The sequence below is a fragment of the Sphingobium sp. SA916 genome (assembly GCF_002894065.1).
Lineage (GTDB): Bacteria > Pseudomonadota > Alphaproteobacteria > Sphingomonadales > Sphingomonadaceae > Sphingobium > Sphingobium fuliginis.
This window is the reverse complement of the sequence record NZ_LXYF01000058.1, coordinates 24,203-41,626: the sequence shown is the minus strand read 5'-3', so window position 1 is coordinate 41,626 and position 17,424 is coordinate 24,203. Positions and strand designations below refer to the sequence as shown.

At 66.6% G+C, this 17,424-nt stretch carries 14 protein-coding genes; 5 read left to right on the top strand and 9 right to left on the bottom strand.

Annotation, left to right across the window (positions count from 1 at the left end; genetic code table 11):
- Window positions 1–181 precede the first annotated feature (181 nt).
- Both A8G00_RS17965 and A8G00_RS17960 read right to left on the bottom strand, forming a co-directional pair.
- On the bottom strand, window positions 182–1,738 hold the full coding sequence (locus A8G00_RS17965) for a DHA2 family efflux MFS transporter permease subunit (RefSeq protein WP_025549809.1): 1,557 nt from the start codon (window positions 1,736–1,738) through the stop codon (window positions 182–184).
- Complete coding sequence (locus tag A8G00_RS17960) at window positions 1,735–2,886, bottom strand: HlyD family secretion protein (protein ID WP_025549808.1); 1,152 nt, start codon at window positions 2,884–2,886, stop codon at window positions 1,735–1,737. The genes A8G00_RS17965 and A8G00_RS17960 overlap by 4 nt, the downstream gene beginning before the upstream one ends.
- Before the next feature lie 95 nt (window positions 2,887–2,981).
- On the opposite strand from A8G00_RS17960, the gene A8G00_RS17955 reads away from it, so the two are divergent.
- Complete coding sequence (locus tag A8G00_RS17955; protein ID WP_025549807.1) at window positions 2,982–3,413, top strand: MarR family winged helix-turn-helix transcriptional regulator; 432 nt, start codon at window positions 2,982–2,984, stop codon at window positions 3,411–3,413.
- A gap of 247 nt (window positions 3,414–3,660) precedes the next feature.
- Here the strand turns inward: A8G00_RS17955 and ilvD are convergent, their stop codons facing one another.
- Window positions 3,661–5,514, bottom strand: a complete 1,854-nt coding sequence (ilvD, locus tag A8G00_RS17945; protein ID WP_044660624.1) for a dihydroxy-acid dehydratase — start codon at window positions 5,512–5,514, stop codon at window positions 3,661–3,663.
- A gap of 100 nt (window positions 5,515–5,614) precedes the next feature.
- Between ilvD and A8G00_RS17940 the strand changes: the two genes are divergently transcribed.
- The gene (locus A8G00_RS17940; RefSeq protein WP_025549806.1) at window positions 5,615–6,520 is read left to right on the top strand and encodes a LysR family transcriptional regulator; all 906 of its coding nucleotides are present in this window, start codon (window positions 5,615–5,617) and stop codon (window positions 6,518–6,520) included.
- A 5-nt stretch (window positions 6,521–6,525) separates the two neighbouring features.
- Here A8G00_RS17940 and A8G00_RS17935 read toward each other — a convergent pair whose 3' ends face one another.
- Window positions 6,526–7,323, bottom strand: a complete 798-nt coding sequence (locus A8G00_RS17935; protein WP_025549805.1) for a DUF2189 domain-containing protein — start codon at window positions 7,321–7,323, stop codon at window positions 6,526–6,528.
- 321 nt (window positions 7,324–7,644) lie between these two features.
- Between A8G00_RS17935 and A8G00_RS17930 the strand changes: the two genes are divergently transcribed.
- The gene (locus A8G00_RS17930) at window positions 7,645–10,560 is read left to right on the top strand and encodes a TonB-dependent receptor (protein WP_158230100.1); all 2,916 of its coding nucleotides are present in this window, start codon (window positions 7,645–7,647) and stop codon (window positions 10,558–10,560) included.
- Window positions 10,561–10,581: 21 nt separating this feature from the next.
- Window positions 10,582–11,616 (top strand): ABC transporter substrate-binding protein, encoded by a 1,035-nt coding sequence (locus tag A8G00_RS17925; protein ID WP_025551192.1) that lies wholly within the window; start codon window positions 10,582–10,584, stop codon window positions 11,614–11,616.
- Between the two features lie 23 nt (window positions 11,617–11,639).
- Here A8G00_RS17925 and A8G00_RS17920 read toward each other — a convergent pair whose 3' ends face one another.
- From A8G00_RS17920 to A8G00_RS17900, 5 genes are all read right to left on the bottom strand, one after another.
- The gene (locus A8G00_RS17920; RefSeq protein WP_025551190.1) at window positions 11,640–12,431 is read right to left on the bottom strand and encodes an N-acyl homoserine lactonase family protein; all 792 of its coding nucleotides are present in this window, start codon (window positions 12,429–12,431) and stop codon (window positions 11,640–11,642) included.
- Between the two features lie 31 nt (window positions 12,432–12,462).
- Complete coding sequence (locus A8G00_RS17915) at window positions 12,463–13,344, bottom strand: NAD(P)-dependent oxidoreductase (protein WP_025551188.1); 882 nt, start codon at window positions 13,342–13,344, stop codon at window positions 12,463–12,465.
- A 34-nt stretch (window positions 13,345–13,378) separates the two neighbouring features.
- Window positions 13,379–14,176 carry an SDR family NAD(P)-dependent oxidoreductase gene (locus A8G00_RS17910; protein ID WP_025551186.1) on the bottom strand — a complete coding sequence of 266 codons (798 nt, stop codon included), beginning with the start codon at window positions 14,174–14,176 and terminating at the stop codon, window positions 13,379–13,381.
- Entirely contained in the window at window positions 14,169–15,557 is a 1,389-nt protein-coding gene (locus tag A8G00_RS17905) for an MmgE/PrpD family protein (protein ID WP_262857459.1), read from the bottom strand. Before A8G00_RS17905 ends, A8G00_RS17910 begins: the two co-directional genes overlap by 8 nt.
- Before the next feature lie 180 nt (window positions 15,558–15,737).
- Complete coding sequence (locus tag A8G00_RS17900) at window positions 15,738–16,283, bottom strand: carboxymuconolactone decarboxylase family protein (RefSeq protein WP_025551184.1); 546 nt, start codon at window positions 16,281–16,283, stop codon at window positions 15,738–15,740.
- Between the two features lie 296 nt (window positions 16,284–16,579).
- Here A8G00_RS17900 and A8G00_RS17895 point away from each other — a divergent pair, with 296 nt between their 5' ends.
- The gene (locus tag A8G00_RS17895) at window positions 16,580–17,377 is read left to right on the top strand and encodes an SDR family NAD(P)-dependent oxidoreductase (RefSeq protein WP_052628092.1); all 798 of its coding nucleotides are present in this window, start codon (window positions 16,580–16,582) and stop codon (window positions 17,375–17,377) included.
- The last annotated feature ends 47 nt before the right edge of the window (window positions 17,378–17,424 follow it).

Below are 17,424 nucleotides of genomic sequence, written 5' to 3'. Positions count from 1 at the left end.
CGCGGCGGCGGGCGCCTGCGGGCCGGCGTCGGCGGGCGCCCTGACGAACTGCGCCGCCGGGCTGACCGGCCTGGCCGCTTCCGGCCCTTGATAATCCGGCCCGGCGGTGCAGGCGGCGAGCGTCAGCAGCGGGAGGATGGCCGGAGGAAGGACGGTCTGGGGGAAACGCATGGAACCAGCCTCAATGCATCGCGACCGCTTGCCCCTTGGGCAAGGGACGCAGGAACAGCACCAGCGGCAATACGGCGATGATGCCGACCGCCAGCATCGTGAAGATGTCGTTATAGGTCATCACCAGCGCTTCCCGCTGGATCGTGCCTGCCAGCGATCGAAGCGCGGCGTCCTGCCCGCCCAGCGAATGGGCGAGGCCGCCGATATAATCCTGCACCTGCCCGCTATTGGCGCTCAGGCTTTCCTCCATGCGGCGGCTGTGCAGCCAGCTTCGCTGGTCCTGGATGGTGGCGATGCCCGCCAGCGCCAGCGATCCGCCCAGATTGCGGACGGCGTTGAACAGCCCGGCGGCATCGCCCGCATCCTCGCGCGGGACCGATGCGATGGCCGCCTGGTTGAGGAACAGGAAACCGAATACGCTGCCCACGCCGCGCAGCAATTGCGACTCGACGAAATCATGGCCTACCGCCTGATTGGTCAGCACCGTGTCGACCCAGCAGCTCGTCGCCATGACGAGCAGCCCGGCGCCCACCGCGATGCGGATGTCGAGGTGCCGGATCAGCAGGGGCGTGAGCGGCATCAGCATCAGGCTCGGAATGCCGGACAGCAGGACGATGCGGCCCGATTGCAGCGCGTCATAGCCGGCGATCGCCGCCAGGAACTGCGGAATGACGAAGGCGGTGCCGTACAGCATCATGCCGATCACCAGCCCCATCAGCGCAACGGCCCCGAATTGCCGGTCGAGCAGCAGCTTCAGCCGGATGACGGGCCTTTTCGCGAAATATTGTCCGGCGAACAGCAGGATGAAGCCGATGCCGGAGATGACCGACATCAGGACGATCTCGCTGCTCTGGAACCATTGTTCCCGCTGCCCCTCCTCCAGCACGATGGTAAGGCCGCCCAGGCCCAGCGCCATGCCCGCGATGCCCAGCCAGTCGGCCTGCCGGAATTCGCTGAGGCGCGGCTTTTGATGCGGCATCGTCACCAGCAGCAGGGTGATCAGCACGATGCCCACGGGCAGGTTCAGGAAGAAGGCGTAGTGCCAGCTTATATTCTCCGTCAGCCATCCGCCGACCAGCGGGCCGAGCACCGGCCCAAGAATGGCGGTGACGCCGAACAGCGCATTGCCGATCGGCTGCTGCGAACGGGGAAGGCGCGTGGCGATGATGGTCATCGCCGTGGGGATCAGCGCGCCGCCGGTAAAGCCCTGGCCGACGCGGCCGATGACCATGGTGGTAAGGTCGCCGGCCACGCCGCACAGCATCGAAAAACCGGTGAACAGAAAGGCGGCGGCGAGCAGCAGGGTGCGCAGCCCCAGCAGCCGTTCCAGCCAGGCCGCCAGCGGAATGACGATGATCTCCGCGACCAGATAGGATGTCGCGATCCAGGTGCCCTCCGTGCCGCTGGCGCCGATCTCGCCCTGGATCGTGGGCAGCGCTGAATTGACGATGGAAATGTCCAGCGTCGCCATCATCGCGCCCAGGCTTCCCGCGATGACGGCCAGCCACGCGGCGGTGTCGGCGCGTTCGGGAAGGGGCGGCGCGGCCGGAGCGGCGGTGGCGTTCATCGGCCGATCCGGGCGTTATGCCGCTCCTGCTCCCGGCGGATCTGCGCGGCGGCGTTCCGGGCCGAACGGGTGTCGACGGACACTTCGACGGACATGCCGGGGACCAGCAGCTTCCGGGTTTCGGGGCCGGCGCTGACGGCGATGCGCACCGGGATGCGCTGGACGATCTTGGTGAAATTGCCGGTGGCGTTCTGCGGCGGCAGGACCGAAAACTGGGCGCCGGTGCCGGGCGCGATGCTGGCGACCCGTCCGGGCAGCTCGATCCCGGGCAGCGCATCCACCGCGATCGTCACCGGCTGGCCGACGCGCATCAGGCCCAGTTGCGTTTCCTTGAAATTCGCCTCGACATAGAGGCTGGCCTTGGGAACCAGCGTCATCAGCCGGCTGGCGGCCTGAACGAACTGGCCCTGCCTGACGCTCCTGTCACCGATCCGCCCGTCGACCGCCGCCCGCAATATCGTCGCCTCCACATTGGTGCTGGCGGCCGAAAGCTGCGCACGCGCGGCCTCGCCCTGCGCTTCCGCCTGCCGCACCTGTGTCTGCAGGGTGGCGATCCGCTTCTGCGCGCTGGTCAGTGTCGCCCTGGCCGCCGCGGCCCTCGCCCGCGCCTGGGTCGCCTGGTTCTGAAGCTCCGACAGGCGCTCGCGGGTCTCCGCACCGCTGGCCGCCAGCGGGCGATAGCGCTCCACCTCGCGCGCGGCGAAGGTGGCATTGGCGTTGGCGGCGTTCAGATCGGCCTCGGCCTGCGCGACGGCGGCGCGTTGCTCAGCAATCTGGGCGACGACCCCGGCCGCATTGGCCTTGGCCACGTCGATCTGCGCCACGGACTGGGCCGCCTGCGCCCGGTAATCGCGCGGATCGATCTGAACCAGCGGCTGGCCGGCCTTCACATCCTGGTTCTCATCGACGAAGACGCGGTCGACATAGCCGGACACCTTGGGCGCGACGGTGATCGAATCGGCCTGGATATAGGCGTCGTTGGTCGATTCCTGATATTTGCCGAAGGTTTCGAAGCGGATGAGCCACAGCACGCCGCCGCCGATCAGCGCCAGCGCCACGAGCAGCAGGATCAGGCGTGCACGCGGGCTTCTGAGCGCGGAGGAGCGGCTCTGGCCCGAGTCGTCGCCATGGGGGGGAGAAGAAGCCACTGTCTCAGAACTCATCGATGGAACCCGCAGATCGCAATACCGTCCCCTATGCTCGCGCTTGCACCATAGCGCAATACCATTTATTGAGGTTCCTCATGAATGGCGCCGACGAACAGCTACTGACCGACCTGTTTCGGGTCATCACATTGATCCGCAGATCGTTCGACCGCGCGATGACGGAACAGGGCGCATCGCTCGCCCAGACCAAGATATTGATGTGCATAAAGGCGCAGCTGGGAACGGCGCGCGCCGCCGACATTGCCGAGATCATGAATCTCGCGCCGCGCACGGTGACGGAGGCGCTGGACGGGCTGGAGCGCGAGGGCCTGATCCAGCGGGTGCCGGACAGGGACGATCGGCGGGTGAAGCGGCTGGCCATCACTCCGGCCGGAGAGGCGGCGGTCGCCGTGACGGAGCCTCTCCGCCTGCAACTGGGGGGAAAGCTTTTGAAGGCGCTGAACCCTTCGGAACGGCGGCATTTCCATGCTGCGCTGCAAAAATTATTGCAGGGACTGGACGACGCCTGACCTTTTGATTCGCGCGATATTCTCTGTTATCATCGCCCCGCCCGACCGGCATAAGCCCGGCGGCAAGGGAGAGTGCGATGGAGCGTATGCATTACAGCATGTGCCAATGCAGCGTCGGGTTGCTGAGCCTGTGCAGCGCGTCAGCCCTGGCGTTGACCGGCACGCTTTATATCCTCCTCCACTGACGGCCCGCGGGCAATCGTCCGGAACGACGCGCCGCGGGGTCGAATGCGGCGCGCCCTGAATATCAATCCTTTTCCACCTGGCCCACATCCCGCACCGCGCCGCGCGCCGCATTGGTGGTGAGCGCCGCATAGGCCCGCAGGGCGGGCGACACATGGCGCTTGCGGCCGAACGGCTTCCACGCCTTCGCGCCGCGCGCCTCCATTTCCGCCTTGCGGGCGGCGATGACGGCGTCGTCCAGGTCCAGCCTGATCACGCGATTGGGAATGTCGATGAGGATGGGGTCGCCGGTCGCGATCAGCGCGATCAGCCCGCCTTCCGCCGCTTCGGGCGACACATGGCCGATGGAAAGGCCCGAAGTGCCGCCGGAAAAGCGCCCGTCGGTGATCAGGGCGCAGGCCTTGCCCAGCCCCTTCGACTTCAGATAGCTGGTCGGGTAGAGCATTTCCTGCATGCCCGGCCCGCCCTTGGGCCCTTCATAGCGGATGACGACGACATCGCCCGCCTTCACTTCATTGCCCAGGATGCCGGCGACCGCAGCGTCCTGGCTTTCATAGACCCGTGCCGTGCCGTGGAAGGTCAGGATGGATTCGTCCACCCCGGCCGTCTTCACGATGCAGCCTTCGGGCGCGATATTGCCGAACAGCACGGCCAGCCCGCCATCCTTAGAAAAGGGATGCGCCGCGCTGCGGATGACGCCGGTCTCGCGGTCGGTGTCCAGTTCCTCCCAACGGGCGTTCTGGCTGAACGCCTGGGTGGTGCGGACGCCGCCGGGCGCGGCGCGGAAGAAGTTGCGGACCTCCTCGCTATTGGTGCGGCCGATGTCCCAGCGGTTGAGCGCGTCGCCCAGCGTCGGCGCATGGACGGTCGGCAGGCTGGCGTCGACCAGCCCGGCGCGCTCCAGCTCGCCCAGGATTGCCATGATGCCGCCCGCGCGATGGACGTCCTCCATATGCACGTCATTCTTGGCCGGCGCGACCTTGCAGAGGCAGGGAACGCGCCGTGACAGACGGTCGATGTCGGCCATGGTGAAATCCACCCCGCCCTCATAGGCGGCGGCGAGCAGGTGAAGCACCGTATTGGTCGACCCGCCCATGGCGATGTCCAGGCTCATCGCGTTCTCGAACGCGGCGAAGGTGGCGATGTTGCGGGGCAGGGCCGATGCGTCGTCCTGTTCGTACCAGCGCTTGGCGAGGTCGACGATGGTGCGGCCCGCCTCCAGGAACAGCTTTTCGCGGTCGGCATGGGTGGCCAGCGTCGATCCGTTGCCCGGCAGCGACAGCCCCAGCGCTTCGGTCAGGCAGTTCATCGAATTGGCGGTGAACATGCCGGAGCAGGAACCGCAGGTCGGGCAGGCGGACCGCTCGATGACCTTCACTTCCTCGTCGGTATAGCTGTCGTCCGCCGCGACGACCATGGCGTCGACCAGGTCCAGCGCGACGGTCTTGCCGCGCAGCTCGGTCTTGCCGGCCTCCATCGGACCGCCCGAAACGAAGATGGTCGGGATGTTGAGGCGCATCGCGGCCATCAGCATGCCGGGCGTGATCTTGTCGCAGTTGGAAATGCACACTAGCGCGTCGGCGGTATGGGCGTTCACCATATATTCGACGCTGTCCGCGATCAGGTCGCGGCTGGGCAGCGAATAGAGCATGCCGTCATGGCCCATGGCGATGCCGTCATCGACCGCGATGGTGTTGAATTCCTTGGCGACGCCGCCCGCCGCCTCGATCTCCCGCGCGACGAGCTGGCCCAGATCTTTGAGGTGCACATGCCCCGGCACGAACTGGGTGAAGCTGTTCGCGATGGCGATGATGGGCTTGCCGAAATCCTCGTCCCTCATGCCGGTGGCGCGCCAAAGGCCGCGGGCGCCCGCCATGTTGCGGCCATGGGTGCTGGTGCGTGAACGATAATGCGGCATGGGTCTGTCCTCGGTTCCTGTCCGGCCGCCTTACGCCTTCGCGGACAGGTTGTGAAATATATTGCAGCCGCGCTATAAGGTCGCAGGATGACTGACTGACATGGACCTTCGCCAGCTCAACCATTTCCTCGCCGTGGCGGAGGAACTGCATTTCGGCCGCGCCGCCGAACGGCTGGGCATGACCCAGCCGCCGCTCAGCCAGTCGATCATGGCGCTGGAGCGGGAACTGGGCGCGCCTCTCTTCACCCGGACCAAGCGGCAGGTGGCGCTCACCCCCTTTGGACGGCAATGGCTGGAGCATGTCCGGCCCGCCGTGGGGGCCGTGGCCGACCTCGCTGCCGTGGCGCGGCGCCTGCAGGCCGGGACGGTCGGGCGGATTGTCCTCTCCTTCGTCAGTTCGGCGGACTACAGCATCCTGCCCACGTTGGTGCGGCGCTATGCCCATGCTTTCCCCAGGGTGGACATGACGCTGGTGGAAGCGACCAGCGACGTGCAGGTGGAGGCGCTGGTGGAAGGGCGGACCGACGCCGGGCTGCTGATCCCGCCCGCATCCGGCCTGCCCGCGGCCATCGATTATCGCCCGTTGCTGCGCGAGCCGCTGGTGGCCGCCGTGCCGGAGAATTGGGTGAAGGACGGCCGCCTGCTGGTGGAGGACGGCAGGCTGGCCGGGGAGGGCTGGCTCGACCAGCCGCTGCTGCTCTTCCCGCGTCACGTCGCGCCCACCTTCCACGATCTTGTCATCGACCATTATCGGGCCCAGGGGCGGGAGCCGCACGTGCGCCAGCGGGCGATCCAGATGCAGACGATCATCAGCCTCGTCTCCGCCGACATGGGATTGGCGTTGGTCCCCGCCTCGCTACGCAACCTCGCGCGCACGGGCGTGCGCTATCTGCCGCTGGCCGGCCTTGCCCCCATGCTGGAAACCGGCCTGGCGTGGCGCCGGTCGGACGAGGCGCCGACGCTGCGCGCCCTGCTGGGCATCGCCCTCGACATGGCCGGGGGCTGATCGCCTTATCGGACGACCGCGCGCGTATAGAGGTGCCAGGTGGCATAGCCCAGCACGGGCAGCACCACCGCCAGCCCCACCAGCGCGGGCAGGGCGCCCAGCACCAGCAGCGCGACCACGATCAGGCCCCAGGCCGCGACCGTCACCGGATTATGCCATGCCACGCGGCAGGATGTGCGCACCGCGACGCCCCAACTGACCGGCTTGTCCACCGCCATGGGGAAGGAGACGACGCTGACCGCCAGCGTCAGCAGCGCGAAGCCGAAGCCGACCAGATTGCCGAGCACGATCATCTGCCAGCCCTGCGACGTGCCGAATATGGCCGACAGGAAAGCGCCCACGGAGGATGTCGAGCCGGGCACATTTTCCAGCGTCGCATGATAGATGAACCAGGCCGTCGCCATCCACGCCATGAACAGCAGCGCCAGCACGCAGGTCAGGTCGAACAGGGCGGACCCGCCCGGCTTGCGGATCACGTCCAGGAAATGGCGCCAGCGCGCGTCCAGCCCGGCCTCCCGCCGCCGCGCCAGTTCGTAGAAACCGCTGGCGAAGGCCGGCCCCAGCAGGATCGCGCCCGCCACCAGCGGAAAGATCAGCGGCAGGATCGACATCCGGCTGGCCGACATGATCGCGAGCGCGACGATGATCGGATAGATGAAGCCGATGAACACCAGATCGCCCCTTTTGGCGAGGAAATCGTCCCACCCCTGACGCAGGGCGACGCGCAGGTCGTCGAACGTGATGGTGCGGATGGAAATATCTTGCCCGGCGGACGCCGCCTGGGACGGGTGAGCCATTGCCATGGTTCGCTCTCCTGACCGAAAGCCATGAAGCTCCTGTTCTTATATGTCCTCTGTCGGGACATGCGCGCTTTTCCGGGGCGAGCATCTCTCGGCATGAGGGAGCGCCTCATGGCCAATGGCGGCATCCTACACCCGGAACAGGGCGCCCGCCAGCCCTTTGATGCCCCCCGCGGCTTCGCCTGTCGCGCCACTGCTGGATGATGCGCCTCCGGCATGTTTCTCAGTTATTGTGAATGTTATTTCGTTCAGCGATTTTTCGACGGTCCGCTTCTGCGAACAGAACGACAGACCTGCGTCACGCGGGCAATCGGGAGGGATGACATGCGCGTTGCGTCGACCAGACTTGCCCTGCTTTCAGGTATCGCCTTCGCCGCCATGGCTCCGCCGGGTCCATCCTTCGCGCAGCAGCAAGGTGCGGCGGCCCCGGCGGATGGCGCTTCGGAACCGCCGGACGCCGCCCCGGCCGGCTCCCCGATCCCGGCCCCATCCTCGCCTCCCGCGCCGTCCGATCCACCGGTGGAGGCCGACATCGTCGTTTCCGGTTCGCGCATCGTGCGGGACGGCTTCAACGCCCCCACGCCCATTTCCGTGATCGGTGCGGAGCAGGTGCAGAACCGCGCCGCGATCAGCATCGGCTCGGTGCTGCAGGAGGCGCCCGCCTTCCGCCCCAGCCAGAACCCGTCGGCGGCGCGCACCTTCACCAATAGCGGCTATTATGCCGACCTGCGCGGGCTGGACGCCAACCGCACCCTCGTCCTGGTCGACGGCCATCGCTTCGTGCCGACGTCCAATGTCGGCACCGTCGACCTCAGCCTCATCCCCACCTTCCTGGTCGAACGCGCCGAGGTGGTGACCGGCGGCGCGTCCGCCGCATGGGGCTCCGACGCCGTGGCCGGCGTCGTCAACATCATCCTCGACCACAAGCTGACCGGGCTTCGCGGCGAAGCGCAGGCCGGCATCTCGGAGGAAGGCGACGGCTATAACATGAAGGTCGCTCTCGGCGGCGGGACAAGCTTTGCCGACGGCGCGGGCCATATCATCCTGGGCGCGGAATATTCCTATGACGAGGGGGTGGGCGACAATTACACGCGCGACTGGGGGCGGGAGGAATGGTGGTTCGTCACCAATCCCAATTTCGCCACCAACGGCCAGCCCGCGCGCATCTGGACGAAGAACGTCCACTACGCCTCCCAGACGCCCGGCGGCCTGATCGCCACCGGACCGTTGCGCGGCACCGCCTTCGCGCCGGACGGCACCCCCTTCCAGTTCAACTTCGGGGAAGTATGGGGCGACGACCAGATCGGCGGCGACGGGTACGGCATCGGTTCCTGGACCGGCGTCAACATCAGGCAGCCGCATGAGCGCGTCGTCGCCATGGGCCGGGTCAGCTTCGAAAGCGGCGACACCAGCTTCTTCGCGGAGGGCAACTACGCCCATGTCGACTGGACCGTGCCCAGCATCGGCACGCGCAATTTCGGCACTCAGTCGCCCAGCACCAGCGCCTTTTCCCCCATCGTCGTCAGCGCCGACAATCCCTTCATCCCGGCGGCGACGCGGGCGGCGATCGACAATTACAATGCGACGCGGCCGGCCGGCGCGCCGGCGCTCACCAGCTTCCAGCTCGGCCGGTTCGGGACCGAGAATTTCCAGCAGATCGTCAGCAAGGCGAATGAGACCGCCCGCGGCCTGATCGGCGCCGAAGGCTCCTTCGGCGGCATCAAATGGGACGTCTATGCGCAATATGGCCAGAACCGGTTCATCCGCGGCGTCATCGGCCAGCGGATCGAGGCGAACTGGCGCCGCGCCATCGATGTGGTGAACGTGACGCAGAACGGCGTTTCCATCCCCGTCTGCCGCGACCTGCTCAGCCCCAACGCCGCCATCCGCAACGCGGCGGCGGGCTGCGTGCCCTATAATATCTTCGGCACCGGCACGGCCAGCGACGCGGCCAAGGCTTATGTGACCGGCCTCTCGCTCCAGCATCAGAAGACGACCCAGACGGTCGTCGCCGGCAATCTCCAGGCGGAACCCTTCTCGACCTGGGCGGGCCCCGTGTCCATCGCGACCGGCATCGAATATCGCCGGGAGACATTGCTCTCCATCCCCAGCCCGCTGGAGGCGGCCCGCGCCTTTTCCAGCGCCAACTCCGCCTTCGTGGACGGATCGTTCGACGTGAAGGAAGGCTATGTGGAGCTGCTCGTTCCGCTGGCGGCGGACAGGCCATTCTTCCGCCATCTGGATGTCAACGCCGCCGCCCGCTACGCCGATTATAGCGGCGCGGGCAGCGTGTGGACCTGGAAGGCGGGCGTGAACTGGTCGATCACCGATGAATTCCGCGTCCGCGCCACCCGCTCGCGCGATGTCCGCGCCCCCAATCTCACCGAAATGTTCACGCCGGAAAGGAATCAGAACGCGCGCATCATCGACCCGGTCACCAATACGGCCTATACGGTGCGCACCTTCTCCGTCGGCAACAGGAACCTGGAACCCGAAGTCGCCAATTCGCTGACGGCGGGGTTCGTCTATCAGCCGCAATGGGCATCGGGCCTGCAATTGTCGGTCGACTATTATGACATCGACATAGACGGCGTCATCAACACCTCCGTCGCGCAGGTCGTCCTCGACTCCTGCGTCGCGGGCGACGCCAGCCGCTGCGCCTTCATCACCCGCCCCGTCGCCAACGGTCCGATCACGGAGATGGTGACGCCCTATCTGAACCTCAACCGGTTCCAGACCAGCGGCGTCGACATCGAACTGTCCTATCGCATGCCCCTCGGCGCGGGCAATCTCAGCACGCGGCTGCTCGCCACCTATGTCTGGGACTACAGGCTGACGGACACGACCGGGGCCATCGATCGTTCCGGACAGAATGGAACGCCCGTCAATGGCGGCACGGTCGGCATGGTGGACCTGACGATGAACGCGACCATCGCCTATGACACCGACGATTTCGGCGTGAACCTCCAGGCGCGCTACATCAACGACGGCAAGATCGACACCGCCGCCGTGCCGGGGACGGCGACCAGCCTCAACATCAACAGGATTCCCAGCCGCATCTACTTCAATCTGGGCGGAAAGCTTGTCCTGACCCGCAGCGAGGACAACGACAGGAAGGTGGAACTGTTCGGGACGATCGACAATCTGCTCGACACCGATCCGCCATTCCCTTCCTTCGACGGGACCTATTATGACCTGGTGGGTCGTGCCTATCGGCTCGGCGTGCGCTTCCGCTATTGACGCCCTTGGGGGAGAATGACGATGCGCGGTAACAAGGCGGCTCTGGCCGCAGCCATGGCGGCCCTGGCGTTTTGCGGATGCGCCGCCGCACCGTCGGCGGCGGTCAATGCCCCAACGGCTCCGGCCGAACCGCTTTCCGTCTTCGGCCATCGATCCGTGCTGGAGTTCGGGCCGGCTCTGCTGGCGGCGAAGAATGCGCCGCCCGGAACCGTCGTCACCGCCAGCGGCGGGGTTCCCAACCTCTGGGCGGCGCCCGACCCCGCGCTCGCCGCTTCGGTCGGCGGGCATGCGGAGGGCGCGCCGCCGCCGCCCAATCCCGGCATGGCCGATCTCGCCGGCAATGCCGAAACGCAGACGCTGCGCATGTCGCTGAAGCATCCCGACGTCCGCATCGTCGTCACCACGACGGAAGGCCTGTACCGCATCGTCGCCCGGCGCTCCTCCGGCATCGCCTCCGTCGCGGACCTGAAGGGAAAGCGGATCGCGGTGTTCGTCAACACCTCCGCCGCCTTCTACCTCCACAGGCTGCTGAAGGGCGCGGGGCTGGGCGAGGCGGACGTCACCATCGTTCCCCTGACCGCCAGGGCCGGTGCGGACGCGGTGATCAAGGGCGCTGTCGACGCGCTGTCGACCTGGGAACCCGAAGCGGAACGCGCGGCTCTCGCGCTGGGGGACAATGGCCTCAGCATCCAGCCCAAGGGCGCCTATCGCGAAATATACAGCCTGAACGCCAGGGCCGGGACGCTCCGCGATCCGGCGAAGCGGAAACAGGTCGTCGCCTTCCTGCGCGAACTGCTGGCCGGCTGCCGCAAGGCGGAGGAAGATCCCGGCGAAATGCAGGCCATGCTGGCGGAACGGACCGGCCAGAATCTCGAACTCATTCGCCAGTCATGGCATCATCACCGCTTTCCCTGCGCGCTTCCCGACGACCTGCTGGACGTGATGGTGGAGGAGGAGCAGTGGCTCGCGAAGATCGATGGCCGCCCGCCGCGCGACCGCGCAACGCTTTCCCGGCTGATCGACCCCAGCCTGTTGCGGGAGGCGCGGGCGCGCTGAGCGGCAGCGCCCGCGTTCCGCCCTCAGGACGCCGGTTCGGCGTCCAGCCGGACCACCCCCGCCACGCCGTCGCGCGCCAGGGGATAGCGGCTCAGCACCAGCGGATCATGGCCGGGAATGATGTGGTTTTCCGAACTCGCCAGTTCCCGCATCCTGTCGAAGCCGAACAGCATGTCGGTCATGCTGTCGAAGGAGGGGAAGGGCCGCGCCTGCTCGAAATTGGCGTAGAGATGCGCGGCGTCGGAACCGAGCACCACCCAGCCGCGCCGGGTCTTCACCCGCACCACCTGCAATCCGCGCGTATGCCCGCCGACCCGGTGCAGGGTCAGGCCCGGCGCCAGTTCGCTGTCGCCATCGTGGAATTGCAGGCGGCCGTCGAACAGCCGCCCGATCATCGCCTGCACGTCGCCGGGCTCATAGGCGTGGCGCAACGGCTCGTGGCACATGCAGCGGCCGGTGCAATAGGCCATTTCCGCATCCTGCACATGGTACCGCGCCTGCGGGAACATCGCATGATTGCCCGCATGATCGAAATGCATGTGGGAAATGATGACGTCGCTGACCGCGGCGGCGTCGATGCCGATGGTCTTCAGCCCTTCGTTGACGGGCCGCACCAACTGCCGGTTGCGCTTGATCCCCATGGCCGCGTCGAAACCGGTGTCGAGTATATAGGTGCCGTGGTCGCCCACCATCGCCCAGACGAAATAGTCGAGCGGCATCGGCCGGTCGTGCGGATCGCCGCCGACGAAATTGGCCGATGCGGTGCGATCGTGATGGCCGTACTGGACGGCATAGACCTGATAGCAATCCTCCAACGACTTCCCTCCCAAATCTCGCGTCAGGCGTTCAGCCGATCTCGACGCCGGCCCATTGCTCCACGACCCGCGCCATCATCGTGAAGTCGGCATCCGCGCCGAACTGCGCCGCCGTGATGTCCAGCATCGTCTTGGCCAGATTGCCCAGCATCATGGGTACGCCCAATGCCTGCGCTTCGTCCAGGCAAAGGCGGACGTCCTTCAGCGACAGGCCGGTCGCGAAGCCGAAGTCGAATGTGCGCGGGACGACGGCGCGGGGAAACTTGTCCCGGGTGGCGCTGTTCTGCCCGCTCGACATGTTGAGCACGTCCAGCATCACATGCGGGTCCAGCCCCGCCTTGACCCCCATCGCCATCCCCTCCGACGTCGCGGCCAGCGCCACCACCGACATGATGTTGTTGATGAGCTTCATCGTCTGCGCCTGACCGGGCTGCATGCCGACCGGGATCACCTTGCCGAAATGGGAAAGCAGGGGCGCGACCTCCTCCTGCACGGCTGCCGGCGCGGCCAGCATCAGCGTCAGCTTGCCCGCCAGCGCCCCGGCGCGCCCGCCGCTGACCGGCGCGTCGGCGAACGACCTGCCATGCTGCGCCAGCAGGCCCGCCGCCTCGGCAGAGGCGCGCGAACCGATGGTCGACAGGTCGACCACGATCCCGACCCTCGTCCCCGCCAGCTCGGCCGCCACTTGCCGGACGATCTGGGGGGAAGGAAGGCTGGTGAACACCATGTCGGCCCGGTTGCCGACCTCCTCCACGCTGTCGCCGGCCAGGCCGCCCGCCGCCGCGAAAGCCGCCCGCGCCGAAGGATTGACGTCATAGGCGATCACCGCATGGCCGTTTTCCAGCAGCCGGGGCGCCATGGCGCTTCCCATGCTGCCAAGGCCGATAAATCCCACATTCCGGCTCTGCGTCATCGACTGCTCCTCAAACATCGCCCTGCCGCTGGCATCAGCGGGCCATCCATCCGCCCTCGATCGGCAATATGGCCCCATTCATATCCGTTCCGGCGGGGCCGCACAGCAGCAGCAGCACCTCCGCGACGCTGTCGACATCGACGAACCGGCCGCTGGGCTGCTTCCCGTCCAGGAAGCGCGTCTCCGCCTCCGGCCGCGTCAGCCCTTCCTCGATCATCATCCGCTCCAGCCGGTCGGACCAGAGGGGCGTCAGCACCGACCCGGGCATCAATGCATGGCAGGTGATCGGACTGCCCGCCGTCTCCAGCGCGGTGGCGCGCGTCAGTCCCTGGATCGCGGTCTTGGTCGTCACATAGTCCACCCGGTTGACGGTGCCCCGATAGCCATAGACCGACGTCATGTTGAACACCCGTCCATATTGCGCCTCCCTCATCTTCGGCAGGACCATCTGCGTCGCAAGGAAGGCGGCGGTCACGTTGACGGCCAGCGCCTCGGTCCATTTGTCGATGGGGAAATCCTCGATCCGCGCGAAATGCCGGACGACGGCGTTGTTGATCAGGATATGGACCGGACCCAGCGTCCGCTCGGTATGGTCGACAAGGTCCCGCACGGCCGACGCCTGGCGCAGGTCGGCGCGGCAATAGACGGCGCGCACGCCATAATCCCGCTCGATCGCCTCGCCCAGGCAGGCGGCTTCCTCCGGATCTTCCAGCCCGTGCAGCATGACGTTCGCGCCGGCCGACGCCAGCTTGCGCGCCATGGCCTGGCCCAGCCCCCCGACCGATCCCGTGACCAGCGCATTGCGGCCGGCGAGTCTTCCTGCGTCATTCATGGTCCGTCACCGTCAGTTCGGTAAAGCGCGACACGTCTTCGCACCGGTCCAGCGCCAGTGCGGCGTCGACAAGGCGCCGGGCCTGCGCTGCGGTCAGCGTTCCCGCCACATTCTCGTTGAACTTCGCCACGATCTCATCGGTGGTCATCGGATTTTCCGACGATCCGCGATTATGTTCCTCGATCTCCTCAAGGACGGTGCCGTCGGTCAGTTCCACGGAAATCACCCCCTTGAACTGCTCCGGGCCGGGGAGGGACCCGTCGACCCGATATTCGACCCGCCGCGCCAGGGAGAGAATGGCCTCGTCGCGTAGATATTCCGGCTGATAGGCGTCCTTCCCCAGCCTGCCCCGCACCAGCGCCTCCGCCAGCGTATATTGCAGGCTGACCCGCCCGTGCGAATCGGTCAGCGGATGCAGCTTCTCGCCCTGCGGCTCGCACACGATGCCGACGATATAGGGCGCGACATCGCACCTTATGGCGCGGATGCGCTCTGCCGACAGGCCGTGACGCTCGCGCAGCCGCAGCAGCGCGCTGACATAGGGATGGATGACATGGGCGGCGGGAAAGGGCTTGAAGGAGGCGTTCCGGCTTTCCCATTCCTCGCCCAGCGCATCGGTCAGCCGGCGCCAGTCGGGTGTCACGGCCTCGTCCTGAAGATGCGACGCATAGAGGCCGAAGCGCCCCTCCAGCACCTCGGCGGGACCGGTGACGCCGGCCTCAGCCAGTGTCGCCGCGGCGATCCCGCTCTGCGCGGCCCAGCCGGGGTGCAGGAATTTGGACTGGGTGCCGTCCACCCAGCATTGGATCAGCCCCGCGGCGAAGCTGCCGGTGATCCCGGCGGCGCGGATCATCGCATCCTCCTCCAGCGCCAGCATCTTTCCCGCAAGCCAGCTCACGCCGAACGGCGCGAACAGGCCGGAGGGGTGGAATCCCCGTTTGTGGAACTGACCCGGCGCCAGGCTGCCGACGCGGCAACTGATCTCGTTGCCGATGGCTATGGCCAGGATCGCGTCGCGCCCGCCGCAGCGCAGGCGGTCGCCCAGCGCCAGCGCCGCCGCGACGGCCGGGCTGCTCATGTGCACGATCGATTCATTATGGGTGTCGTCATATTCCAGCGCCTGCGACAGCGCGCCGTTGGCGAAGGCCGCGCCCGACACGCTCGACCGCGCCGCCCCGCCCCAGATGCGGGCCTCCGTTCCGGGATGCAGGCCGGCGGTGGCGCTGCGCACCGACATGCCGAACGGGCGCTGGCTGCCCGCGATGGAAAGCCCCACCACGTCGATGACGCGCAGCATGGTCGCGGTCACAACATCGTCGGGCAGATCATCGAACCGCATTTGCCTAACCCAGGCCGACAGTTTTTGCGAAGCGGCTATCACCCCTCGGACCCCTCCAGATCGTTATTGAAGATACCGGTATCACGATTGGGATACGCCGCGAACCCGCATGGCACAAGTCCCAATTTTCCTGGGCGGCAGGTTCGGCCCGGTTTTCGGTCGGGCGGGGCCAGGCGCGCAACGGCCCTCCGCGCTACGCCTGTCCCGCGCTCCAGGGCATTCTCAGCGTCGCAGATTCCAGTTGGTCACGGCTTCATCGTCGATCTCCGCACCGCTGACGGCCGCCACTCTCGCGAGCATCATATAGGTGCAGGTGATGAAGAGGATCTCGAACAGGGTGGGCAGGCCGAAATATTCCTGCATGGCCGCCAGACTCCTGTCCGAAGGGGAAACGTCCGACACCAGCTCGCTGACGAAATCGCACAGGCATTGCTCCTCCGCCGCGAAGACGCTGAAGTCGCCGCTTTCCAGCCCCTGCCTCTCCCGCTCCGTCAGGCCCAGCGCGGCGGCAATGCTTTCATGATGATAGATCTCATAGTCGGAACGCGACAGATAGGCGACGCGCAGGATGATCAGCTCGCGCTGGCGTGGCGTGATGCTGATGTCGAAGATGGCGGCGCGGCCCAGTGCGCGCTGCGGCGCCCAGAAGGGGTCGGGAGCATGCATGGCCATGCGCGATATGTTCAGCACGCGACCGAACGCCCCGGACAGCACTTCGCGCTTCGTTTCCGACAGGCCGGCGGGGTCTGGATAAGGAATGCGTGTCACGAAATCTCCTGTTTCCGGGTCCTGCCGGCGCTTGCGGACAGGGCAGCCAAGAACGGCACGGCATTTAGCGGATTTCGCGCAATTCCAGCACATCGGGAAAGCATTGGCTATCCAATAACATTATGCTGAAGCGACGGCATATGGCATTCTTCGCGAACTTTGGCCCTAGCTAAACCGAACCATCCTATGGTACCGGTATCTCATAAAGATTCAATGAGGATGGTGAAAAGGATCGGGAGCGGCCGCCTTCCCAATGGCTGCGCAACGCCTTTCCAGCGCCGCTTCAAGCGCCAATCATGATCGAGAAGGGTGTTTCCATGTCCGACAATCTCTTTACGCTGCTGGGGCGCAAGGCATTGGTCGTGGGATGCGACAGCGGCATAGGATTGGCCTGCGCCCGCGCCATCGCGGCAGCCGGCGCCAGCCTGGTCATGTCCGGGCTGGAAAAGGAGAGGGGGGAGGCATTGGCCCGTGAAATCGCGTCGGACAGCGGGCAATCCGTTCATTATCGCGCCGTGGACGTCCGCGATGAGGCAAGCGTCGAAGCCCTGGTGGCAGCCGCGACCGGGATCATGGATGGCCTGGACATCGCGATGAACAACGCCGGCATCCCCGGCCCGGCGGCGGCCATTCAGGATCTGGCGGCGCGCGATTTCGACAATCTGTTCGCGATCAACGTGCGCGGCGCCTGGCTGAGCATGAAATATGAGATTCCGGCTATGCTGGCGGCGGGGCAGGGGGGCTCCATCATCAACCTCGCCTCGACCGCCGCGCTCTCCGGCCTCGCCTATGTCGGCGCCTATTCCGCCAGCAAACATGCCGTCGCAGGGCTGACCAAGTCCGCCGCCATAGAGCTTGCCCCCCACAATATCCGGGTGAACGCGATCGCGCCCGGACCGGTCCAGACCGACCTGCTGCACAATATGCGCGCCGGCCGCAGCCAGGTGAGCGACGTGCGGCCCGCATCCGTGCCGATGGGCCGCGTCGCGCAGCCGGAGGAGATGGCCGGCACGGTGGTCTGGCTGGCTTCGCAGGCGGCATCCTTCGTCACCGGATCGATCATATCCGTCGACGGAGGCGTGATCGCCGCCTGAACGACCATGAATTCACGATAGCAAAGACCATAAGCGCCCCGGAAAGG